At 71.4% G+C, this 23,191-nt stretch carries 18 protein-coding genes and 2 riboswitches; of the genes, 10 read left to right on the forward strand and 8 right to left on the reverse strand.

The annotated features are described in order from the left end of the window. Positions 1-498: 498 nt before the first annotated feature. From cobG to cobJ, 4 genes are read left to right on the forward strand one after another with little or no spacing between them, the layout of a single operon-like run. A complete protein-coding gene (gene cobG, locus AB4851_RS26690; RefSeq protein WP_414451955.1) occupies positions 499-1,863 on the forward strand; it encodes a precorrin-3B synthase in 1,365 nt (454 codons plus the stop codon). 5 nt (positions 1,864-1,868) lie between these two features. Then, positions 1,869-2,495, forward strand: a complete 627-nt coding sequence (locus AB4851_RS26695) for a precorrin-8X methylmutase (RefSeq protein WP_414449495.1) — start codon at positions 1,869-1,871, stop codon at positions 2,493-2,495. Continuing rightward, positions 2,492-3,289, forward strand: coding sequence for a precorrin-2 C(20)-methyltransferase (locus AB4851_RS26700; RefSeq protein WP_414449496.1), 798 nt, complete (start codon positions 2,492-2,494; stop codon positions 3,287-3,289). The genes AB4851_RS26695 and AB4851_RS26700 overlap by 4 nt, the downstream gene beginning before the upstream one ends. Further along, on the forward strand, positions 3,286-5,370 hold the full coding sequence (gene cobJ, locus AB4851_RS26705; RefSeq protein WP_414451956.1) for a precorrin-3B C(17)-methyltransferase: 2,085 nt from the start codon (positions 3,286-3,288) through the stop codon (positions 5,368-5,370). The genes AB4851_RS26700 and cobJ overlap by 4 nt, the downstream gene beginning before the upstream one ends. A gap of 34 nt (positions 5,371-5,404) precedes the next feature. Here the strand turns inward: cobJ and AB4851_RS26710 are convergent, their stop codons facing one another. From AB4851_RS26710 to AB4851_RS26720, 3 genes are read right to left on the reverse strand one after another with little or no spacing between them, the layout of a single operon-like run. Next, positions 5,405-6,187: an ABC transporter ATP-binding protein gene (locus AB4851_RS26710; RefSeq protein ID WP_414449497.1), complete on the reverse strand. Its 783-nt coding sequence runs from the start codon at positions 6,185-6,187 to the stop codon at positions 5,405-5,407. Continuing rightward, complete coding sequence (locus tag AB4851_RS26715) at positions 6,184-7,305, reverse strand: FecCD family ABC transporter permease (RefSeq protein WP_414449498.1); 1,122 nt, start codon at positions 7,303-7,305, stop codon at positions 6,184-6,186. The genes AB4851_RS26710 and AB4851_RS26715 overlap by 4 nt, the downstream gene beginning before the upstream one ends. Further along, complete coding sequence (locus AB4851_RS26720; protein ID WP_414449499.1) at positions 7,302-8,555, reverse strand: ABC transporter substrate-binding protein; 1,254 nt, start codon at positions 8,553-8,555, stop codon at positions 7,302-7,304. Before AB4851_RS26720 ends, AB4851_RS26715 begins: the two co-directional genes overlap by 4 nt. A 303-nt stretch (positions 8,556-8,858) precedes the next feature. Here AB4851_RS26720 and AB4851_RS26725 point away from each other — a divergent pair, with 303 nt between their 5' ends. The 3 genes from AB4851_RS26725 to AB4851_RS26735 all read left to right on the forward strand — a co-directional run bounded on the left by AB4851_RS26725 (position 8,859) and on the right by AB4851_RS26735 (position 11,952). Then, a complete protein-coding gene (locus AB4851_RS26725; protein ID WP_414449500.1) occupies positions 8,859-10,307 on the forward strand; it encodes an ATP-binding protein in 1,449 nt (482 codons plus the stop codon). Between the two features lie 126 nt (positions 10,308-10,433). Next, entirely contained in the window at positions 10,434-10,571 is a 138-nt protein-coding gene (locus AB4851_RS26730; protein ID WP_414449501.1) for a hypothetical protein, read from the forward strand. A 259-nt stretch (positions 10,572-10,830) separates the two neighbouring features. Further along, positions 10,831-11,952 (forward strand): pyridoxal-phosphate-dependent aminotransferase family protein, encoded by a 1,122-nt coding sequence (locus tag AB4851_RS26735; RefSeq protein ID WP_414449502.1) that lies wholly within the window; start codon positions 10,831-10,833, stop codon positions 11,950-11,952. Positions 11,953-11,997: 45 nt separating this feature from the next. On the opposite strand, the gene AB4851_RS26740 is transcribed toward AB4851_RS26735, so the two are convergent. Then, complete coding sequence (locus tag AB4851_RS26740; RefSeq protein WP_414449503.1) at positions 11,998-13,197, reverse strand: fumarylacetoacetate hydrolase family protein; 1,200 nt, start codon at positions 13,195-13,197, stop codon at positions 11,998-12,000. Positions 13,198-13,326: 129 nt separating this feature from the next. Here AB4851_RS26740 and AB4851_RS26745 point away from each other — a divergent pair, with 129 nt between their 5' ends. Then, positions 13,327-14,076, forward strand: a complete 750-nt coding sequence (locus AB4851_RS26745) for an IclR family transcriptional regulator (protein WP_414449504.1) — start codon at positions 13,327-13,329, stop codon at positions 14,074-14,076. Positions 14,077-14,335: 259 nt separating this feature from the next. Here AB4851_RS26745 and AB4851_RS26750 read toward each other — a convergent pair whose 3' ends face one another. The 4 genes from AB4851_RS26750 to cobW form a co-directional block, all read right to left on the reverse strand. Further along, entirely contained in the window at positions 14,336-14,920 is a 585-nt protein-coding gene (locus tag AB4851_RS26750; RefSeq protein WP_414451957.1) for a vWA domain-containing protein, read from the reverse strand. A gap of 83 nt (positions 14,921-15,003) precedes the next feature. Further along, positions 15,004-16,071 carry an ATP-binding protein gene (locus AB4851_RS26755; RefSeq protein ID WP_414449505.1) on the reverse strand — a complete coding sequence of 356 codons (1,068 nt, stop codon included), beginning with the start codon at positions 16,069-16,071 and terminating at the stop codon, positions 15,004-15,006. Next, positions 16,068-20,012, reverse strand: coding sequence for a cobaltochelatase subunit CobN (cobN, locus tag AB4851_RS26760; protein WP_414449506.1), 3,945 nt, complete (start codon positions 20,010-20,012; stop codon positions 16,068-16,070). Before cobN ends, AB4851_RS26755 begins: the two co-directional genes overlap by 4 nt. Positions 20,013-20,028: 16 nt before the next feature. Beyond that, entirely contained in the window at positions 20,029-21,099 is a 1,071-nt protein-coding gene (cobW, locus tag AB4851_RS26765) for a cobalamin biosynthesis protein CobW (RefSeq protein WP_414445060.1), read from the reverse strand. Between the two features lie 176 nt (positions 21,100-21,275). Next, positions 21,276-21,544: riboswitch (cobalamin riboswitch) on the reverse strand. A gap of 179 nt (positions 21,545-21,723) precedes the next feature. Continuing rightward, a riboswitch (cobalamin riboswitch) is annotated at positions 21,724-21,949 on the forward strand. A 79-nt stretch (positions 21,950-22,028) separates the two neighbouring features. Here cobW and AB4851_RS26770 point away from each other — a divergent pair. Both AB4851_RS26770 and cobO read left to right on the forward strand, forming a co-directional pair. Next, a complete protein-coding gene (locus AB4851_RS26770) occupies positions 22,029-22,532 on the forward strand; it encodes a cobalamin biosynthesis protein (protein ID WP_414449507.1) in 504 nt (167 codons plus the stop codon). Positions 22,533-22,582: 50 nt separating this feature from the next. Beyond that, entirely contained in the window at positions 22,583-23,185 is a 603-nt protein-coding gene (gene cobO, locus AB4851_RS26775) for a cob(I)yrinic acid a,c-diamide adenosyltransferase (protein ID WP_414449508.1), read from the forward strand. Positions 23,186-23,191 lie beyond the last annotated feature (6 nt).

Genomic DNA, 23,191 nt, shown 5'->3' on the forward strand with positions numbered 1-23,191 from the left:
TCGTTTGCCGGTGCCCAATGGTGTCCGAGGGTGTTCCGCGCGGCCGATCAGGAATGCAGGGTGCGGCTGCGCTGCCGAGGCGGCCTGCGTCACCGTGGTCTGCCCGTCGTGCTGCGGAACACCATCCGGAAGCGCCGCGGCAGGCCATGCGCTTCGGTGCGGAAGACCTGCCCCGGCCGAATGAACGTCCGGCCGCATCGGGCGGGGTTCCGATGCCAGGGCGTCGCCCGCGCACGCCGCGCACGCCGCGCACGCCCGTTCCGAACCGGCCCGCGCCCCGGCGCCCGCTTTCCCGTTCCGTTGTCGATTCGCTCCTTGCCGCTCCCACGCTCGACCCGCGATGTGCCCCCGAATCCTGCCGCGCAGCCGGACGACGACGCGCGCGCGGGCCGGCCCGGCGGCCTGGATGTCGATCCCGCCCCGACGATCCGGCCCAGCGCCTGCCCGAATCCTGCCGCGCAGCCGGACGACGACGCGCGCGCGGGCCGGACCGGCGGCCTGGATGTCGATCCCGCTCCGGCGATCCGGCCCAGCGCCTGCCCGGGGCTGGTGCGCGTGGTGGCCACGCACGACGGCGGCTTGTGCCGCGTGCGTCTGCCGGGCGGGCTGCTGACGGCCGACGGCGCACGCGCGCTGGCGGCCGCTGCGCAAGCGCATGGCTCGGGTGCGCTCGACGCCACCAATCGCGCGAACCTGCAGATTCGCGGCGTGCGCGACGGCCACGAGGCTGCGCTCGCGGCAGCGCTGATCGACGCGGGCCTCGGCCCGACGCCCGACGGCGCAACCGACCTTGTCGCCACCGCGCTGCGCGACGACGTGCGCAACGTCATGTTGAGCCCCGCCGCCGGCCGCGATCCGGGCGCGCTCGCCGACACGCGCGCGCTCGGCGCGGCGCTGCTCGCGATGCTGCAGGCCGAGCCGCGTTTCGCGGCGCTCTCGCCGAAATGCTCGTTGTCGCTCGACGGCGGCGAGGCGCTGGCCGAACTCGCCCATCCGCACGATCTGTGGTTCTCGGCGCGCCGCAACGCGGCGGGTGCGCACGATTACGCATTCGGGCTGGCCGGCCGGCCGCCCGTCGAAACCCACGACGCGCCCGCGCTCGGCGCGGTGGCGGCCGATCAGGTCGTGCCGCTCGCCCATGCGCTGCTGCTCGCGTTCCTCGACCACGCGCCGCCCGAGGCGAAACGCATGCGCGACGCGCTGCCCCGCCTGAGCGCCGACGCGCTGCTCGCGCACGCCGGCGCGCGGCTGCGGTTCGCGGTGCAGCGCGACGCCGCGCTCGCCCGCTGGCGCCGCCTGCCGGCCGACCCGGCGCGACGTTTCGGCATCCGGAGCGAATCCGATCCGGCCACGCGCCAGATCGGCGCGCAAGTGCCGCTCGGCCGGCTCGATGCGGCGACGCTCGCGGCGCTGGCCACGCTGGCCGAACGCGACGGCGACGGCACGCTGCGCTTCACGCCGTGGCAAGGCGTGCTGCTGCCCGGCGTGCGCGCCGATGCGGCCGAACGCGTGCTGGCGGCGCTCGCCACGCTCGGCCTGCTCACCTCGCCCGGCTCACCGCTCGCGCACCTGGTGGCCTGCGCCGGCAGCACCGGCTGCGCTCGCGCGCTGGCCGACACCAAGGCCGACGCGCACGCGCTGGCCGCGCGCCTCGCGGCGCCCCAGGCCCTGCATCTGAGCGGTTGCGCGCGCGCCTGCGCGCAGCCGTGGCCCGCCCCCGCCACGCTGGTCGCGGTGGCGGCGGGCCGTTACGACCTGTACCGGCGCGACGGCGAGCACGGCTTCGGCCGGCTCGACGCGCGCCATCTGACGATCGACCAAGCCGCCGCGTTGCTCGACGCCGCGCGGCGCCATCAGGACTGAACCGCATGCTCGACTACCTTCGCGACGGCCAGGAAATCTACCGGCAATCGTTCGCGACGATCCGCGCCGAAGCCGATCTGACGGCCATCCCGGCCGACCTCGAAAAACTCGCCGTACGCGTGATCCACGCCTGCGGGATGGTGGACGTCGTCGCCGACCTGCGCTTCTCGCCCGGCGCGGGCCGGGCCGGGCGGCAAGCGCTCGCGGCCGGCGCGCCGATCCTCTGCGATGCGCGGATGGTGGCCGAAGGCATCACGCGCGCGCGGCTGCCGGCCGCCAACCCGGTGCTGTGCACGCTCGGCGATCCGCAGGTGCCGGCGCTCGCGCAGCAACTCGGCAACACGCGCTCGGCCGCCGCGCTCGAACTGTGGCGGCCCTCGCTGGCCGGCAGCGTGGTGGTGATCGGCAACGCGCCCACCGCGCTGTTCCATCTGCTCGACATGCTCGACGCGGGCGCACCGAAGCCGGCGCTGATCCTCGGCTTCCCCGTAGGCTTCATCGGCGCGGCCGAATCGAAGGCGATGCTGGCGGCCGACAGCCGCGGCGTGCCGTTCGTGGTGGTAACGGGCCGGCGCGGCGGCAGCGCGATGGCGGCGGCTGCCGTCAACGCCCTGGCCACGGAGGTCGAATGAGCGCGCCCGGCTTCCCGTCCGCTTCGAATCCGCCAGCCGGCACGCCTGCACCCACGCCGGCGTCAGGATCGCGCGGCCGCCTGTTCGGCATCGGCGTCGGCCCGGGCGACCCCGAGCTGCTGACGCTGAAGGCCGTGCGCCTGCTGCAGGCCGCGCCGGTGGTGGCCTACTTCGTCGCCAAGGGCAAGAAGGGCAACGCGTACGGCATCATCGAGGCGCATCTGCATGACGCCCAGGTTCAGTTGCCGCTGGTCTACCCGGTCACGACCGAGGCGCTGGCGCCGCCGCTCAGTTACGAGCGCGTGATCGCCGATTTCTACGACACCGCCGCCGAGGTGGTGGCCGCCCATCTGGACGCGGGCCGCGACGTGGCCGTGATCTGCGAGGGCGACCCGTTCTTCTACGGCTCCTACATGTACCTGCACGACCGGCTCGCGCATCGCTACGACACCGAGGTGGTGCCCGGCGTCTGTTCGATGCTGGGCGGCGCGGCCGTGCTCGGCGTGCCGCTGGTGTATCGCAACCAGACGCTGTCGGTGCTGTCGGGCGTGCTGCCCGAGGACGAACTGCGCGCGCGGCTCGCCAAGGCCGATGCGGCCGTGGTCATGAAGCTCGGCCGCAATTTCGACAAGGTGCGCCGCGTGCTCGACGAGTTGGGCCTCGCGAGCCGCGCGCTGTATGTCGAGCGCGCGACCATGGCGAACCAGCGCATCGTGCCGCTGGCCGAGGTCGATCCGATGGCCTCGCCCTACTTCTCGCTGCTCGTCGTGCCGGGGGAAAAATGGCAAGGCTGAACGCCGCGCCGGCCATCGTGGTGCTCGGCGCGGGCGCGCTGCCGGTGGCCGAGCGAATTCGCGCGCGCTACGCAGGCGCGACGATCCATGCGCTCGCGGGCCGCGTCGATGGCGACGTGGCGTTCACCGAACTCGGTGCGCATCTGCGTGCGCTGTATGCGCGCGGCAATCCGATCGTCGCGCTGTGCGCGGCCGGCATCGTGATCCGCTGCGTCGCGGCGTGCCTGACCGACAAGGGCGTCGAGCCGCCGGTGCTGGCCGTGGCCGAGGACGGCAGCGCCGTGGTGCCGCTGCTCGGCGGCCTGACCGGCGTGAACCTGCTCGCACGCGAGATCGCCGACGTGCTCGGCATCGCGCCCGCGATCACCACCAGCGGCGAGCTGCGCTTCGGCGCGTGCGTGCTCAATCCGCCCGAGGGCTATGCGCTGGCCGATATCGGCGCGGGCAAGCGTTTCGTGTCCGATCTGCTGGCCGGGGCCGCGACGCGCATCGAAGGCGACGCGCCCTGGCTCGACGGCGTGGCGCTGCCGGTCGATCCGTCGGCCGCGCATGCGGTGCGCATCACGCCGCAGGCCGGCGGTGCGGCGTCGGGTGAACTCGTGATTCATCCGCGCAGCGTCGTGGTGGCCGTGACGGGCACTCGGGAAAGCGAACGATACGACGCATCGATTCCGTTGACGGCCGATGGCCGCGACGATGATCCGCTTGCGCGCCGCGTGCTCGATGCGCTTGCCGCAGCCGGTTTGTCGCCGCTCGCGCTGGCCGTGCTGGTTGCGCCGAAACGCATGATGCGCGACGCGGCGCTCGCACGCGGTGCGCAAGCGCTGGGGGTGCCGCTGCGGTTCGTCGATGCGGAGGGCGGCGAGAGCGGCTCTGCAAACGGTGTTGCGGATGACGCCGAGGACCGCTATGCAAGCGATGTGGCCGATGGCGCCGAGAGCGGCTCTACGAACGGCATCGCGAATGGCGCCGAGAACGGCTCTGCAAGCGGCATGGCCGATAGTGCCGAGGACCGCCATGCAAGCGGTGTGGCCGATGGCGCCGAGAACGGCGCTGCAAACGGCATCGCGGATGGCGCCGAGGACCGACCTACAAGCGGCATGGCCGATGGCGCCGAAAACGCCCCTGCGAACGGCGTCGCGAATTGCAATCCGGATCGCAGCGCAAATCGCAGCACGGAAGCCGATGCCCGAACGCTGCTCGACACGGCACTCGTCGCCGCCTCGATCCCCGCCTCGGCACCCTCAACCGCCCACGCCCCCGACCTCGCGATCGCCATCGCCGACGCCCCCGTCGACGCCACCCGGCTCGGCCAGGCACGCGGCAAGCTGACCGTGCTCGGCCTCGGCCCCGGCAGCGCCGAGCTGATGACGCCGGCCGCGCGCGCGGCGCTGGCCGGCGCTACCGACATCCTCGGCTACGCCACCTACGTGCGCATGGCCGGCACGTTCCGCGCCGACCAGCGCGTGCACGAAACCGACAACCGCGAGGAATTGCAACGCGCCCGCCATGCGTTCGAGCTGGCCGCGCAGGGGCGGCAGGTGGCGATGGTGTCGTCGGGCGATCCGGGCGTGTTCGCGATGGCGGCGGCCGTGCTCGAAGCGCTCGACGCCAGCGCCGGCAGCGAGGCCGCCGCGTGGGCCGACGTCGCGCTGGACGTGGTGCCCGGCGTGTCGGCGGCGATGGCCGCCGCCGCGCAGGCCGGCGCGCCGCTCGGCCACGATTTCTGCGTGATCTCGCTGTCGGACAACCTGAAGCCGTGGGGCGTGATCGAGGAACGGCTGGCGCTGGCCGCGCGCGCCGACCTCGTGATGGCGTTCTACAACCCGGTGTCGAAGGCGCGGCCGTGGCAGCTCGATCGCGCGCTGGAGATCGTGCGCGCCGTGCGCACCGCCGACACCGTGGTGGTGCTCGGCCGCGACATCGGCCGCCCCGGCGCGACCCTGCGCAGCACCACGCTCGGCGAACTGCGCTCGGATCAGGTGGACATGCGCACGATGGTGATCGTCGGTTCGTCGAAGACGCGCCGCTTCACCCGCGGCGAGCGCGAGTGGATCTACACGCCGCGCTTCTACGATTGAGGCACGGGCCGAGCGCTCGGCCCGTGTCAACCGCTCAACCGTGCGCCGCCAGCCCGTCGATCATCACCTGCCGGTGGCCGAACGAGCACGGCTCGATGCGGGCCACCACGCCGAACACGTCGGCCAGGCTTTGCGGCGTGACCACCTCGCCCGGTTCCCCGAAGCGCTCGATGCGCCCGCGATGCAGCAGCATCGCGCGGTCGCAGGCGCGCATCGCGGCATTGATGTCGTGCAGCACCACCACCGTCACCATGCCGCGCTCGCGCGTCACGTCGCGCAGCACCTGCATCACGTGGAATTGATGGTTCAGGTCGAGCGCCGACAGCGGCTCGTCGAGCAGCAGCACGTGCGGGTCGCGCACCAGCGCCTGCGCAATGCCGACCAATTGACGCTGCCCGCCCGACAGCTCGTCAAGCGAACGCGCGGCCAGCGTGCCGATCTCCAGCCGCGCCAGCACCGCCTGCGCGGCGGCCAGATCGGCGGCCGTGCCCTCGCGCGCGAGCGCCGGATCGCGCCCGGCGCGGCGCGCCACCAGTACCGATTCGAGCACCTGCAGGCGCACGCCGGCCGGCAAGGTTTGCGGCAGATACACCACGCTGCGCGCCGACAGCGCCAGCGTCTCGCCGTCGAGCGTCAGCCGCCCCGCGCTGGCGGCCGTCAGCCCGGCCAGCACGCGCAGCAGCGTCGATTTCCCGCTGCCGTTCGGCCCGAGCAGCGCCGTGATCATGCCGCGCGGCAGCGGCCCCGCCGACAGCTCGCGCAGCACCTCGCGGCGGCCGTAGCGCACCGACACATCGTGAATCGACAGCCCGTTCATGGCGCGCTCCCCTGCGAACGCACCACGATCGCGAGAAACAGCGGAATCCCCACCAGCGCCGTGACGATGCCCACCGGAATCAGCACGCCCGGCACGATCATCTTCGAGGCGATCGAGGCCAGCGACAGCATCAGCGCGCCGCACAGCAGGCTGCCCGGCAGATAGAAACGGTGATCCTCGCCGAGCAGCGTGCGCGCGATGTGCGGCGCGATCAGGCCGACGAAGCCGATCGTGCCGACGAACGACACCGCCAGCGCCGACAGCACCGCCACCCGCAGCAGCGTGCCGAGCCGCAGCCGGCGCACGTCGATGCCGAAGCTGGACGCCCGCTCCTCGCCGAGCCGCAACGCGGTCAGCGCCCAGGCGTTGCGCATCGCCAGCGGCAGCGCGATCAGGAGCGCCGCACTGAGCACGCCGATCTTCGGCCAGTCGGCGCGAGCGAGCGAGCCGAGCGTCCAGAACACCAGGCCCTGCAACGCGTCGGCCGAGGCGATGAACTGCATCAGCTCGACCAGCGCGTGAAACGAGAACACCAGCGCGATGCCCATCAGCACCACGCCGGACGTGCTCATGCCGCGCCAGCGCGCCACCAGGTCGAGCGCCATCGCCGAGCCGAACGCGAACACGAACGCGTTGGCCGAGATCAGCCAGGTTTGCGGCACATGCGGGATCGTGAAGTCGAGCACGATCGCCAGCGACGCGCCGAACGCGGCCGCCGCCGACACGCCGAGCGTGTACGGGCTGGCCAGCGGATTGTTGAGGATGGTCTGCATCTCCGCGCCCGACAGGCCGAGCGCCGCGCCCACCACCAGCGCCATCACCGCGTACGGCAGGCGGATCTGCCAGACGATCACGACGTTGGCCGGATCGGCGTCGGCGCGCGAGAACAACGTGTGCAGCAAGGTCGAGAGCGGCAGCCCCGACGGGCCGGAGCCGAGGTCGAACAGCAGCGAGCCGGCGATCAGCAGCGCGATCGCGACCAGCAACAGCACGCGCCGGCGCGTCAGGCGCGCGTAGGCGCGGTGGGCATCGTCGGCGGCCGGCGACGTCGGCGCATCGCTCGCGGCAACCGACGCATCGCGCGCCGTCACGGCCGCCGCGCGGGACGGCGCACTCATCGTGCCGCCGAACCGGCCGCGCCCGAGGCAGGCAGCGGCGAATCCACCCATTCGGTGCCCGTCACCGGCACCGCCAGGAAGCGGCGATACAGCTCGGCCTGGGTGGCCTTGACGTCGAGCGTCTTGAAGCGGTCCGGATAGAACCACTTGGCGAACGCCTCGATCGCGACGATGTTGTACGGCGAATCGTAGTAATCGTGGGCGATGCCGTGCACCCGGCCGTCGTGGATCGCCTTGATGGTGTCGAAGCCGGGCCGCGCGATCAGTTGGCCGAGGCTCGCGCGGGCATCCTGCTCGCTGGTCAGCGCGCCCACCCGCAGCGACGCGAGGCCGGGCTTGGTGCGCGCGCCGGTGGCGATATATACGTCGGGCCGCGCCGCGATGATCTGCTCCATGCTCAGGTCGCCGAGCACGCCCGGCAGCAGGCCGGCCGCGATGTTGCGCCCGCCGGCCGCGTCGACGAATTCGCCGAAGTTGCCCTTGCCGGCCGTATGGCAGCAGCCCGCATCCCACACGCCGGCCAGCATGTCGACGAACACCTTCGGCCGCTGCGCCTCGGGGATCGCATCGACCACCTGTTTCACGCGCGCCAGATGCTGCTGATAGAACGCGATGTAGTCGTTCGCTTGCTTCTCGCGATGGAGCACCTGTCCGAGCAGGCGGATGCTCGGCACCGTGTTCTGCATCGGATGCAGGCGGAAATCGAGGAACACCACCGTGGTGCCGGTCGCCTCCAGTTGCTTGACCAGCGCGTTGTAGCGGCTCGGGCCGTGGCCCGCCACGCTGAATACCGCCACGTCGGGCTTGAGCGCGAGCGCCTTCTCGTCGCTGATGCTGTCCTCGCTCGACTTGCCGATCAGCGGCACCTGGCGGATCTGCGGGAACACCTTGGCGTAGGCGTCGAAACGCTGCGGGTCCATGGTCGGCAGGTCGCCCTGCCAGCCGACGATGCGCGCGAGCGGATGCGGGCCTTCGAGCAGCGCGACCGCCTCCAGCGTGCGGCTCTCGCCGAGCAGAATCCGCTGCGGCGCGGCAGCCGGAATGCGGATGGTTCGGCCGGCGAGGTCGGTGACGGTTTGCGGGGCGGTGGCGGCCGGCGCGTTCTGCGCGGCGGCGGGCGGCGCGACGGACAAGCCGGCCAGCGGAACCGCCAATGAAGCGGCCAATGAAGCAGCCAGCGAACCGGCCGACAGGAGCGCGCGTGCGGCGCGGGACAACGGAGCGAACGAAGCGATACGAACCTGCTGCATGATGGCCTTCTCAAATGAGAACGATTGTTATTCGTGCGTGGCCGTCACTGTAATGGCGGTTTGTAATGTCGATGTGTTGGGCGGTGGGGCTTTTGTAATGGAATATGTTGGCGCTTGTGATGCGGCGAACGCGGCCCGAGGCGGCCCTGCGCGCCTGAACCGGCGCTGCTCGCGCGGCGCGCCGGTTCGCGGTAAGGTCGCGATCGTCGGTGCCCGCGCACTTCTCGCTTCATGGCCCGCTTCATGGCCCGCTTCGTCGCCCTTTTTATCGTCTTTTTGCCTGCCCATCCCATGAACCTGCGCATGACGCTGCGCCTGTGGCCCGATTCGCTGTTCGGCCGCCTCGTCGCGATCCTCGCGGCCGGCATGTTCGCCGGCCAGTTGCTGACCAGCACGATCTGGTTCGACACGCACGATTACCGCACGCTCGAAATCCCGTCGCGGCTGTTCGCGAGCCGGCTCGCCGACACCGTGCGCCTGCTGCGCAACGCCCCCGACGACGCCGCGCGCGACGCCACGCTCGCGCGCCTGTCCGACGCTCGCTACCAGTTGCGCGCGATCGCCGGCCCCGAATCGGCCACCGGCATGGCCGCCGCCGCGCCGCAGCCCACGCTCGCGCGGCGTGCGGTGGCCGCGCTGATCGCGGGCGTGATCGCCAAACGGCTCGGCGAGCCGATCGAGGTGCGGCTGCTCAATGCGCAGATCAGCGACGATGCCGGCCGCCAGCGCGGCATCCTGAGCCTGTTCAATTCGCGCATGCCGATGGGCGATTTTCATCTGCAGATGCTGGTGCCGGGCCAGGGCTGGCTCGACGTGGTGGCGCACGAGGGCCAGGCCGGCATGCAGAGCGAGCCGGGTTCGCTGGTGGCCGACTATCTGCTGCGGCTGTACGTGATCCGTTTCGTGGCGGTCTGCGTGCTGGCGTTCGTCGCGGTGCGCTTCGCGTTGCGTCCGCTGCGCGTGTTCGCCAAGGCCGCCGAGGCGCTCGGCCGCAATATCTATCGCGCGCCACTGGCGCTCGACGGGCCGCAGGAAGTGCGCAGCGTGGCCAAGGCGTTCAACGCGATGCAGCAGCGCCTGATCGACAGCTTCGCGGAACGCACGCGCTTGCTGGCGGCCGTCTCGCACGACCTGCGTTCGCCGTTGACGCGGCTGCGCCTGCGCACCGAAATGCTGCCCGACGCGAGCTGGCGCGAACGGCTGCGCGGCGATCTCGACGAGATGGAAGCGATGGTGCGCAGCACGCTCGACGCCGTGCAGGGCATCGAGATCACCGAGGCCAGCCAGCGCATCGACATCGATTCGATGCTGGCCGGGCTGGCCGAGGACGCGCGCGACGCAGGCCACGCGGTGCGCATCGAGGGCCGTGCAAGCGCGCCGTATCCGGGCTTCGCGCGCAACCTGAAGCGCTGCCTGCAGAACCTTGTCGACAACGCGATCCGCCACGGCGGCGGCACGGCCGACGGCATCTCGATCCGCGTGACGGACGACGCGCAGGCGCTGCGCATCGTGATCGGCGATCGCGGCGCGGGCATCGCCGATCCGGCGCTGCTCGAACGGGTGTTCGAGCCGTATTTCCGCGCGGCCGGCGAACGCGACGGCAAGCCCGCGCCGGACGGCACCGGCCTGGGACTGACGATCGCGCGCGGCATCGCGGCCGCGCACGGCGGCACGCTGACGTTGAGAAACCGCATGGATGGCGAGCGCATCGACGGGCTCGACGCCGAACTGGTGCTGCCTCGTGATGCGTGATGCCGCATCTCGGCCGCGCATGGCGGTGCACGCAGCGATGGGCTCGACGCCGAACTGGTGCTGCCGCGTGATGCGTGATGCCACATCTCGGCCGCGCATGGCGGCGCGCTGACGCTGCGCAACCGCATGGACGGCGAGCGCATCGACAGGCTCGACGCCGAACGGGTGCTGCCGCGCGATGCGTTATGCCACATCTCGGCCGCGCATGGCGGCACGCTGACGCTGCGCAATCGCATGGATGGCGCGCGCAGCGACGGGATCTGATGCTGCCACGTGATGCGTGTGCGCCGGATGTGATGCCACATCGCGCCACATCACGCGTCACGCCTTTCGAAAGCCCACGGCACGCATGTCAATTCGATGACGTAACAAACGCGTTACTTCGCAAACGCGGTGCCGGCTGCGCGCCGCGCATGCGCCGGCCCCGCGCTTGCGTGCACACTCTTTCGGCTCAGGTTGCGACCCGCTTGCCGCACCCCGCTTCCCGCCTGGCACGCGTTCCCCCCTCCTCGTCGCGCCCGCCATGATTCGCCTCGATCCCCGTTCCCTGCTCGATCCGCCCCGCTATCCGCATCACGGTTACGCACGGCTGGCCGACCGCCTCAAGCATCTGCTGGCGACTGCCGCCGACGTGGTGTTCGTACCTGCCGAGGCCAAGCTCGCGCTGGAGGCCGTGGCAGCCGGCGTGGCGTATCCGGGGCTGGTCGCGCTGAACGTGGTGAGCGGCCCGCACGGCGCGGCGTTCGGCGCCTGGTTGCGACGCGGCGGTGCGACCGTGCACGAGGTGCTGGCCGAACCGGGTCAGGCGATCGCGATCGAAGCGGTGGCCGCATGCGCCGACGGGCTCGGCCAGCTCGACCTGGTGGCCGCCGTGCATGCCGAGCCCGCCACCGGCGTGCTCAATCCGCTGGCGGCGCTGGCCGCGCTGGCGCGCTCGCGCGGCGCGCTGCTGGTGGTGGATGCGGTGGCGTCGGTGGGCGGCCATCCGCTCGAACTCGACGCGCTCGGCGTGGATATCGCCGTGATCGGCCCGCAGAAGGCGTTGGCCGGGCCGGCCGGCGTGTCGGCGGTGGCGCTCGGCGCACGCGCCTGGGCGCATCTGGAGGCGGCCGAGCCGCATGTCGCGCAGGCGCCGTTGGCCACCTCGAACCTGTCGTTGACGCGCCTGCGCCGCGATTGGCTCGACTGCGGCCGCGGCGAATTGCCGGGCACGCCGTCGCCGCTGGAGTTCTGGGCGCTGGAAGCGGCGCTCGACCGGATCGAGGCCGAAGGCATCGCGCAGACCGTCGCACGCCATGCGCAGGCCGCGCAGGCCTGCCGCGCCGCGCTGCGGGCGCTCGGCGTGCCGCCCGCGATCGCGCGCGACGACGCCGCCTCGGCACTCGTCACCGCCGCGCCGGTGCCGCCCGGCGTGGAAGCGGCGGCGCTGATCGCGCATGCGCGCCGGCACGGCGTGGAACTCGCGCCCGGCCCCGGCCCGCTGGCCCGGCGCATCGTGCGCCTCGACCACACCGGCCTGCGCGCGGCCGAGGACGCCGTGCACGCGAACATCGTCGCGTACGGCGGCGCGCTCGAACAGCTCAACTACCCGGTGGACCTCGACGCGGCCGGCCAGGCCATCGCCGACGCGTACGCCGGCGTGTAACGCGCGGCCTCGCCGCATCCTTCAACGCCTCAACGCATCAACGCCTCAACGCAACAGCCCGCGCGCCGCGAGATTGCGATACAGCGCGCGCGTGCCGAATTCCCACGGCGCCACCTCGGTGCACAACGACACACGATTGACCAGCGCGCCGAGCGAGGCGGTCGAGATCGTCACGCGGTCGCCGAGATGATGCGTGAAGCCCGCGCCGGCTTCGTCGCGATCCTGGATCGGCGAGAACATCGTGCCGAGGAACAGCATGAAGCCGTCCGGGTATTGGTGATGCGCGCCGTGCGTCTGCGCGACCAGGTCGAGCGGATCGCGGCTGATCTCGCTCATGTGGCTGACGCCGTCGAGCACGAAGCCGTCCTCGCCCTCGATGCGCAGGCCGACCGAGGCGCCGCGCACCGTGTCGATCGTGAAACCGCCGTCGAACAGCCGCACGAACGGCCCGATCGAACACGACGCGTTGTTGTCCTTGCACTTGCCGAGCAGCAGCGCCGAGCGGCCCTCGACATCGCGCAGGTTGACGTCGTTGCCGAGCGTCGCGCCCACCGCCTGGCCTGCCGCATTCACGGCCAGCACCACTTCCGGCTCCGGGTTGTTCCAGGTGGAGATCGGCAGCAGGCCGACCTCGCTGCCGAAGCCCACCGACGACATCGGCTGCGATTTCGTGAACACCTCGGCATCGGGGCCGATGCCGACTTCGAGGTATTGCGACCAGACACCGCGCGCCTGCAACGCCGCCTTCAGGCGCATCGCCGCGTCGGAGCCGGGCTCGATCTGCGAGAGATCCGCGCCGATCGCCTGCTGGATGGTGGCGCGCAACTCGACGGCGCGGGCCGCGTCGCCGCCCGCCTGCTCCTCGATCACACGCTCGATCAGGCTGACCGCGAACGTCACGCCGCAGGCCTTGATCGCCTGCACGTCGCACGGCGCGAGCAGGCGGATGGCGGGCGCGGCGTGATCCGAGTGCTCGCCGAACTGCGCGGCCAGCAGCTCGCGCGCCGTGCCGAGCCGTTCGCCTTCGGCGCGGCGCGCGGCCCCGGCCGGATCGGGCAGATCGAACAGGTCGGCGGTGGTCGGGGCGAACGCCGTGATGTCGAACACCTCGCCGCCGCGCACCGCGACCACGCACGGGCCTTCGAACGCCGCCGTCTTGCGCCAGACGCGGCCGATCAGCAGCGCATCGTCGAGATCGGCAGGCAGCAATGCGGCGATCGGGTCCTGCTCGGCGGGATGGGTCATGTCTGTCTCCTCGTTGTGGAATGCCGACGATGCTACGGGCGATGCACCGAGGCTGTCCAACAGGGCGACCTATAATCCAGCCTGCTGGATTCGACACCGCCGTTCATTCGCCAACCCGCCGAGGCCCGCATGCCCGACAAGCTCACCGACGTGCCCGCCATCGCACGCGTGCACGACATTCTCGATGCGCTGAAAGCCACCCGCCGCCCGACCTCCGCCAAGGATCTGCTGACGCTCACCGGCATGCCGCGCAGCACGCTGTATCTGACGCTCGACGCGCTGGAGCGGCGGCAATGGCTCGTCAAGAGCGGCGACGGCTACGCGATCGGCGTGGCGCTGTTCGAGATCGGCAGCACTTACCTGCTGGCCGATTTCACGCTCGACGCGTTTCGCCGCGAGGCCGCGTGGTTCGTCGCGAAGCACAACGAGGCCGTGCAGATGGCCGTGCTCGACCGCGCCGAGGTGGTGTATCTGGCGCGCGAGGACCCGTCGCGCGCGGTGCGGCTCGTCTCCGATATCGGCTCGCGGCTGCCCGCGCATTGCTCGGCGCTCGGCAAGGCGCTGCTCGCGAGCCTGTCCGACGAAACCGCGCAGATGATCGTGCCGCCCCGGCTGCGCGCGCTGACCGAGCATTCGCTGAGCAAGCGCGCCGACCTGATCGCGGCGCTGGCCGAGGTGCGCGAGCGCGGCTACGCGATCGAGCGCGAGGAGGCCTGCACCGGGCTGGCGTGCCTGGCCGTGTTCGTGGGCGTGTCGCAGGCCGGCAAGCGGATCGCGGTCAGCACCAGCGTGCCGGTGGATCGGCTCGACGCGCGCCGCGAAACGCGGCTGCTGGTCGATCTGACGACGCTGGCGCAGCGCGTGGCGCGCGGGTTGTGACGGGGACGGGAGACGGGTGACGAGACGACGGGGCACGTCGGACGGAGATGGCGGCGGACGCAGACGGGACGGCGGACCGTGGGCGATGGATAGTGGACGGCGGATGGTAGACAAGGCTCGAATCGGATATCGCAGCCTCTGCCTGCAAGCCCAGGGGTTGGGTACAACTGACGTGCTGTGTCGAAGCCACCGAAGTGGAAGGCCGGGGGCGAAAGCGGCGGACCGTTAGTTGCGACTCAACGCTAAAAAAAGCGGCGACTCACCGAAGCAGCAGATCGTCCGGCAAACAGCACTCCGCGCCCCACTGCTGCGCCAACCGCGCGGCGCGGCCAAGCCGCACGGCCGCATCGTCGAAATCGACGATCCGCGCCGCGTCGGCCTGCGCCGGGCGGCCCGGCGCTTCGTCGGTACGGCCGTCGGTCAGCAGCCAGAGCGTGCGCGGCGCGCCAGGCCGGCGGCGTGCGACCTGCGCGAGCAAGGCCGCGGCAGCATCGATGCCGAGCGCGAGCGGCGTGCCGCCCCCGCCCGCCACCGGTTCGAGCCAGCGCTCGTTCCACCAGCGCGGCACGGCCGGCCCGAAACGGCGCACCGCCCCGCCCGCGCCGAAGCAGATCAGCGCCACCTCGACGCGCTCTCGCGCGGCCGCATCGAACAGCCCCACCAGCAAGCCCTTGGCGCGCGCGAGCCGGCCGCCGTCGAGCATCGAGGCCGAGCAATCGAGCACGAAACAATGGAACGCGCGCGGCGTACCGGCACGCGGGCGGAACCGCAAGTGATCGACGGCCAGCGGCGCACCGCGACGGGCCGCGAGCGTGGCCGGCCACGCGATGCGCGTGCCGGGCAGGCCACGTTCTCGCGGTGCAGGGGTAGCGCCGTGCTGCCATCGAACCCCGCTGCCGATCGCGGCGGGGGCATGCGTCCGATGGCTCAGGCTTTTTTTGACGGCAGCGGGATCACGCCCTTCACCGGCACGAGGCCGGCTGGCTCGGGCGGCAGATAGCCCCAATCGCCGTCTTGCGAAACGTCGCCGGAGGCTTGGGCGGGCGAATCGGGTGAATCGGGCGACGTACCGGACGACCCGGAGGACTCGCCCGAATCGCTCGACGGCTGCTGCGGTGACGGCGGCACCGTCCTGCGATGCCGCAGCACCGCCTCGGCCACGCGCTCGACATGCGCCGCATCGACAGCCGCATCGCCCTCGAACGCAGCCAGCGCGCGCGCCGCGCGCAGCATCACGAGATCGGCGCGCAGCCCGTCGACCGCCGCCTCGATGCACAGCGCGGCCACACGGGCATGCACCGCATCGTCGATGGCGACTGCCGGCAACGCCTCCCGCGCGCGGTGAATGCGCGCCGCCAACGCGGCCTGTTCGGCCTCGTATGTTGCGCGAAAACCGTGCGGATCGAGATCGAACGCGAGCCGCGCCTTGACGATCCGCTGCCGCTCGCCAGCATCGCGGCAATTGGCCAGTTCCACCATCAAGCCGAAGCGGTCGAGCAACTGCGGGCGCAGCTCGCCCTCCTCCGGATTCATCGTGCCGATCAGCGCGAAGCGCGCCGCGTGCGTGTGCGAGATGCCGTCGCGCTCGACCGTGTTCACGCCGCTCGCGGCCGCATCGAGCAGCACGTCGACCAGCCCGTCGGCCAGCAGGTTGACCTCGTCCACGTAGAGCACACCCCGATGCGCGCGCGCCAGCAGCCCCGGCGCGAACCGCACCGCGTTCTCGCCGAGCGCGCCGGCCAGATCGAGCGTGCCCGTGACCTGCTCGTCGGACGCGCCGAGCGGCAGCGTCACGAAGCGCCCCTCGGGCAGCAGTTCGGCCAGCGCGCGCGCGGCCGTCGATTTGGCGGTGCCGCGCGGCCCGCTGACCAGCACGCCGCCGAGCGCCGGATCGACCGCCGCCAGCAGCAGCGCCTGTTGCAGATCGGCCTGCCCGATCAGGGCGCTGAACGGAAACGGCGGCAGGCCGCCGGGATGCGTGTCGTGCTGGCTCATCGCCGCGCTCCTTCGAGATGCTGTTCCACTGCGAGCAGATGCGCCTCGATCCGCTCGCGGTGCGTGCCCGGTTCCTGCCAGAGCCCGCGCTGGATCGCTTCGAGCAGGCGCTCGCAAATGCCGTGCAGCGCGTGCGGGTTGTGCCGCTCCAGGAACGCGCGGGTCGCGGCGTCGTGCACGTAGGCGTCGGTCACGAGCGCGTACTGGTGATCGGACACCACGCGCGCGGTCGCGTCATAGCCGTACAGATAATCGACGGTCGCGGCCAGTTCGGCCGCGCCCTTGTAGCCGTGACGCTTGACGCCGTCGATCCATTTCGGATTGACCACGCGCGAACGGATCACGCGTGCGATCTCCTCGTTGAGCGTGTTCATGCGCGGCGTGTCGGGGTGGCTGTGGTCGCCGTGATACAGCGCCGGCTGACGCCCCGACAAATGCCGCACGGCCGCCGCCATGCCGCCCTGGAACTGGTAGTAGTCGTTCGAGTCGAGCAGATCGTGCTCGCGGTTGTCCTGGTTCTGCACCACCGCGTCGATGGTCGCGAGCCGCGCGCCGAACGCGTCCTGCGCGGCCTCGCCGGCGCTGTTCTGCGCGTACGCGTAGCCGCCCCAGGCTTGATAGGCCTGCGCCAGATCGGCGTCGGTCTGCCAGTTGCGCTGATCGATCAGATCCTGCAGGCCCGCGCCATAGCTGCCCGGCCGCGCGCCGAACACGCGCCAGCCGGCCCGGCGACGCGCTTCGTCGGCGGCCACGCCGCTCTCGGCCAGCGCCTCGGCGTCGCGCAGCACGCGCGCGCGGATCGGGTTCTGATGGGCCGGCTCGTCGAGTTCGGCCACGGCCTGCACGGCCGCGTCGAACAGATGCATCAGGTTGGCGAACGCATCGCGGAAGAAACCCGACACGCGCAGCGTCACGTCGATGCGCGGCCGGTCGAAAATCTCGATCGGCAGGATCTCGAAATCGGTCACGCGATGGCTGCCGTGCGCCCATTTCGGCCGCACGCCGATCAGCGCGAAGGCCTGCGCGATATCGTCGCCGCCGGTGCGCATGGTAGCCGTACCCCACACCGACAGGCCCACCGCGCGCGGGTAGTCGCCGTGCTCCTGCAAGTGGCGCTCCACCAGTTGATGCGCCGATTTCATGCCGAGCGTCCAGGCGGACTGGGTGGGCACCGCGCGCGTGTCGACCGAATAGAAATTGCGGCCGGTCGGCAGCACGTCGGGGCGGCCGCGCGACGGCGCGCCGCTCGGCCCCGGCGGCACGAAGCGGCCGTCGAGGCCGCGCAGCAGATGGCCGATTTCGTCGGCGCCGCAAGCGTCGAGGCGCGGCGCGAGATCGCTGGCAATGCGCGACAGCACGGCCAGCGTGAGCGGCCAGCGCGTCGGGTGTGCGTGCAGCGCGGCGAGTGAAGCGCGGGAGGTTTCGCCGGTTTCGCCGGTTTCGCCGGTTTCGCCGGTTTCGCCGGTTTCGCCGGTTTCGCCGGTTTCGCCGGTTTCGCCGGTTTCGGCGGTTTCGGCAGTTCCATCATCCGCGCCATCCACCACCGCCAACCCGTCATCCAGCCCCGCCACCAGCCGCTGCGCGAACAATTCGAGCCGCTCGCGCGTATCGCCCGCGTGCCGCCACGGCGTCGCATCAACCTCCAGCAGTTCAGCCGGGCGCGGGCCGTCCCACGTCGCGGCCCAGTCGGCCGCGAGCGGATCGAACGCCGCGCCCAGTTGCAGGTCGCGCGCCAGCGCCGCGATCAGGCCGGCGTTCGCGCCGAGGCCGTCGCCCACCGGAAAGCGCGCGAGCGCGAGCAGCGTGTCGCGGCGCTGCCGCCCCTCGGGCGAGCGGCCGAACGTGTGCAGCCCGTCGCGGATCTGCGCTTCCTTCAATTCGCACAGCCACGCGTCGACACGCGTGAGCAGCGCGTCTTCGTCATCGCGGCCCGACGGCGCGGCAAGGCTCAGTTCTTCATGCAGCCGATGCTCGACGATGGTGTCGAGAATCGTCTTGCGCAGCAGTTTGGCGCGCCGCGCGTCCACCATCAGCGCGTCGTAATACTCGTCGACCTGCCGTTCCAGATCCTGCAGCGGCCCGTAGTTCTCGGCGCGCGTGAGCGGCGGCATCAGGTGATCGACGATCACGGCCTGGGCGCGGCGCTTGGCCTGGCTGCCCTCGCCCGGATCGTTGACGATGAACGGATACAGATGCGGCAGCGGGCCGAGGATCAAATCCGGCCAGCACGACTCGGACAGCGCCACGCTCTTGCCCGGCAACCATTCGAGATTGCCGTGCTTGCCGACGTGGACCACCGCGTCGATTGCGAACGCGTCGCGCAACCAGAAATAGAACGCCAGATAAGCGTGCGGCGGCACGATCTCGGCGTCGTGATAGCTGGCGTAATCGTTGGCCTCGCGCGTGCGCGCCGGCTGGATGCCGACGAACACGTTGCCGCAGCGCCAGCCCGCGATCGGAAAGCGCCCGTGACGCAGCGCCGGCTCCTGCTCGGGCGTGCCCCAGCGCGCCTCGATCGCCTCGCGCGCCTCGGCCGGCAGCCGGTCGTAGCGCTGCCGGTAGGCCGCCATCGCGAGGCTCTGGAACGCCGGGCGCAGCGCGCTCGCATCGGCGTCGTTGGTGACGCCTTCGGTCAACCTCGCGATCAGCGCATCGCCCGATTCGGGCAGCGCGTCGTGCAAGGTATAACCGGCCACACCGAGCGCGCCCAGGATGCAGAGCGCCGAGGCCGGCGTATCGAGCCCCACGCCGTTGCCGATCCGCCCTTCGCTCAACGGATAGTTGGCCAGCACCAGCGCGAGCCGCTTGCCCGGATTCGGCTCGGTGCGCAGCCGGCACCAGCGTCGGCTCAACTCCGACACGAACGCGATGCGCTCCGCGTCGGGCTGATAGCGCACCACATCCACCTCGGTATGCGGGCAGCGGTAGGCCAGCCCCTTGAAGCTGACCGCGCGCGTGACGATGCGCCCGTCCACCTCGGGCAGCGCCACGTGCATCGCGATGTCGCGCGCATGCAGCCCCTGCGGATCGGCCAGCCACGCCTCGCGGTTGCCGCCCGACAGGATCACCTGCAGCACGGGCGCGTCGCCGGCCAGCTCGACGGCGGCCGGCGCGTCGATCACCCCGGCCGCGAACGCCGTGGTGTTGAGCACCAGCGCAACCCGCTCGGACGCGCACAGCCGCGCGATCACCTCGCGGCTCACGGCGTCCTTCAGCGAGGTGACGGCGATCGGCAGCGGGTTGAGCCCGTCGCGTTCGAGCGCCGCGATCAGCGCATCGAACACGGCCGTGTTGGCGGCCTGCCAGTGCGCCTTGTAGAACAGGATCGCGACCACCGGCGCGCCGGGCGTCCAGCGCGCGCGCCAATCGTCGAGGGTGGCCGGCTCGCTGGCCGGGTGGTACAGCGCGGCGGCCGGCAGCGGACGCGGCGGCGCCGGTTCCTCGCCGTGGCCGAGCGCGTGGAACGCGATGCTGCGCAACAGCGCCTGCGCGTTGAACGCGCCGCCCTCGCGCAGATAGCGCCACCATTGGCGGCACAGCGCCGGATCGACGGTGCTTTTGGCGATCAGGCTCGGATCTTCCTGCAGATCGCCCGAGAACATCGCCAGTTGCTGGCCGCGCCGCTCGGCCAGCGCCACCGCCTGTTCGATCCCGTACGGCCAGTAGGCCTCGCCGCCGAGATGGTCGATCACCACCACGCGCGCGTGCTGGAGCACGTCGTCGAGGTAGAAATCGACCGACGCCGGCTGGCGCAGGAACGTGACGTTGGCGAGCCGCACGCTCGGGAAACCCGCGCCGAGCAGCGGCACCGCGCTGGCCAGCAGCGACAGCGTGGTGTCGGCCGAGCTGAGAATCACGATCTCGGCCGGCTGCTGATCGATCCGGATCACGCCCTGCGTGTCGTCGACGAAACCGCCGGGCGTGGTGCGCAGCAAATGCATCGTTCGGCCGGCCTCGTCAGGCGGCCTGCACGGCCGTGCCGAGCGCGGCCACGAACGCGCGCTGCAGTTCGGCCGCGTCGAGATCCTCGCCGATCAGCACGAAGCGGCTCGCGCCACCCTCGCCGTCCTGGAGCTTGCGGTCGAAGTAGCTGTCGAAACGGCCGCCCACGCCCTGGATCACGAGCCGCATCGGCGTGTCGGGCAGCGCCGCGAAGCCCTTGACGCGATAGATCGTGTGCTGATCCACCAGCGCGCGCAGCGCGGCGATGGTCGCCTCGCGCGAGCTGACGCGCGCCTCCACCACCACCGAGTCGAACTCGTCGTGATGGTGATCGGCGTCCTCGGCCGAGCCGTGGTGATCGTGGCGCAGGTGGATGGTGTCCTCGGAGGCCGCGTTCAGGCCGATCAGCGTGGCCAGGTCCAGTTCGCCGCGCTGCGCGCGCACGATCTTGACGTGCGCCGGCACTTCCTCGCGGATCGTCGCCTCGACGGCCTCGAACTGGCTCGCGTCGAGCAGGTCGGTCTTGTTGACGATCACCAGGTCGGCCGACGACAACTGATCGGCGAACAGCTCGTGCAGTGGCGATTCGTGGTCGAGGTTCGGATCGGCGCGGCGCTGCGCATCGACGGCATCGACATCCTCGGCGAACTGGCCCGCGGCCGTGGCCGGGCCGTCCACCACCGTGATCACCGCGTCGCACGTGAAGCTGTTCTTGATCGACGGCCAGTTGAACGCCTGCACCAGCGGCTTCGGCAGCGCGAGGCCCGAGGTTTCGATCAGCACGTGGTCGATCTGCTCGCGGCGCTCGACCAGCGCTTCCATCACCGGATAGAACTCCTCCTGCACCGTGCAGCACAGGCAGCCGTTGGCCAGTTCGTAGAGCTGGCCGGCCGCTTCCGCGCCTTCCTCGCAACCGATGTTGCAGCCTTTCAGGATCTCGCCGTCGATGCCGAGTTCGCCGAACTCGTTGACGATCACCGCGATGCGGCGGCCCGAGGCGTTTTCGAGGATGTGACGCAGCAGCGTGGTCTTGCCGCTGCCAAGGAAGCCCGTCACCACGGTTACGGGAATTTTGCGCATTTGCATGGGAAGTCGTCCGTCGGAGAGTCTGTCTGGATGTCTGGCATCGATGGCGTGCGCCGCCGGGCGCGGCACGGCCGGGCCGCGCCGCTGCGCATGCCGGTGGCCGCGCCAGCCGCGACGGCTGGCTGGGGCTCGGCGCCGCCACCCGCGGCGCGCCCCGTTTCGGGACTGCCGGCGCGCGGCCGTCCCGTGGTTCTGGCCGGTATCCGGGCTGACGACAGCGCCGCTTCGCCTTCCCGGACGCGGTTCGCATCCAGTGGCCGAGCCGCGCATCGAAAACTTCGACGCGCGGTGAAGCGGGCCTCGCATCGCGTTCGCGATGCATTCGCTTGACCGTTGCGGGGGCAGCACAGGCGGGCGCCGTCCGCGTCGCGGCGAGGCCTCCTGTTTCCCGTTCAACTGCGTGCGCAGGAATCCGCACGCGAGCACCAAAACGCGTGCGAGTGTAGGCGTCGCGTCGGAACGCGTCAAGGCGACGCGGGGGGTGGGCGGCGGGGCCGGAACGGTGTGGGGATGTCGAGCGGCACACGCATGGCGCACTTCCGGCCGCCGATGCAACGCAAGCGGGCGGCCGGCAGTCCGACTGCCGCCTGAAAATCGGCCGGAAGCCGCCCGGAATCGCTGTGCTATCGTATGCGCGCGTTCGGTGCCCGCCCCCGCATTCGCGGTGGCGGTTAAACGGGAAACAGGGCGCGGCGCGAGCCGCACAGCCTGTGCTGTCCCCGCAACGGTACGCCGCCGGCGACGCGCGCAAGCGCTCGCACGGGCCGACCACAGCCACTGCCGCTCGCGGCGGGAAGGCGTCGGCCCGAGGCGGCCAGCCCGGATACCGGCCGACGCAAGCGGCGGGCCACGGCCCGCCCGACGCGGCGTTCGCGAGGGACGCACGCCGCGCGAACCCGCATCGCTACCGCATTCTTGATCGACACCGCATGACCCGTTCCGCTCCGGACCACGCCCCGCACGCATGGCGTCTCGCCGTCGGCGTCGGCTGCCGCGCCGGCCGCCCCGCCGAGGCCATCGACGCCGCCATCGACGCCGCGCTCGCGCGCCTCGGCGCGCTTTACGGCCACGAGGCCGCGTCGCGCGCACACATCGCCTGCGTCGCCACGCTCGACGCAAAAGCCGGCGAACCGGGCCTGGTCGCATGCTGCGAGCGTCATGGCTGGCCGCTGCGGGCGATCCCGCGCGAGGCGATCGCGGCGCGCAGGCCAGCGCTTGAAGCATCTGAAGCACCCCAAGCATTCGATGCACCTCGCGACGATGTCGATACCGATCCCGCAACCGGCCCGCGCCGCCCATCCGCCGTGCAGGCACGCTTCGGCATCGATGGCGTGTGCGAGCCGTGCGCGCTGGCGGCCGCGCCGCAGGGTCGGCTGCTGGTGCCGAAAACGATCGTCGACGGCGTGACGGTCGCGATCGCCGGACCGGCCTGAGCCCGCCCCTTGCTTGCCCCGAATTCCGAACCCCGAAGGACCGACACCCGATGAAAACCGATCCCGAATCGCATCAGCGCATGACCGAACGCCGCCGCGCCGGCCACGAGAAGAAGCAGGCCGCGGCCACCGCCGAGAAGGGCCTGCTGATCGTCAACACCGGCAACGGCAAGGGCAAGAGCACGGCCGCATTCGGCATGGCCGTGCGCGTGCTCGGCCACGGCATGAAGCTCGGCGTGGTGCAGTTCATCAAGGGCGCGCTGCACACGGCCGAGCGCGACCTGCTCAACACGTTCGCCGAATGCGATTTCGTGACGATGGGCGACGGCTACACCTGGAACACGCAGGATCGCGAGAAGGACATCGCCACCGCGCGCAAGGGCTGGGACGAGGCGCGCCGCATGATCGACAGCGGTGAATACCAGATGGTGATCCTCGACGAGCTGAACACCGTGCTCAAGTACGACTACCTGCCGCTCGACGAGGTGCTGGCGGTGCTGAGCGCGCGCGCGCCGTCGCTGCATGTGGTGGTGACCGGCCGCCACGCGCCCGACGCGCTGATCGAGGCCGCCGATCTCGTCACCGAGATGCGGCTCGTCAAGCACCCGTATCGCGAACAGGGCGTGAAGGCGCAGCCCGGCGTGGAATTCTGAGCGTGA

The organism is Burkholderia sp. 22PA0099 (assembly GCF_047497165.1).
In the GTDB taxonomy this organism is placed as follows: domain Bacteria; phylum Pseudomonadota; class Gammaproteobacteria; order Burkholderiales; family Burkholderiaceae; genus Burkholderia.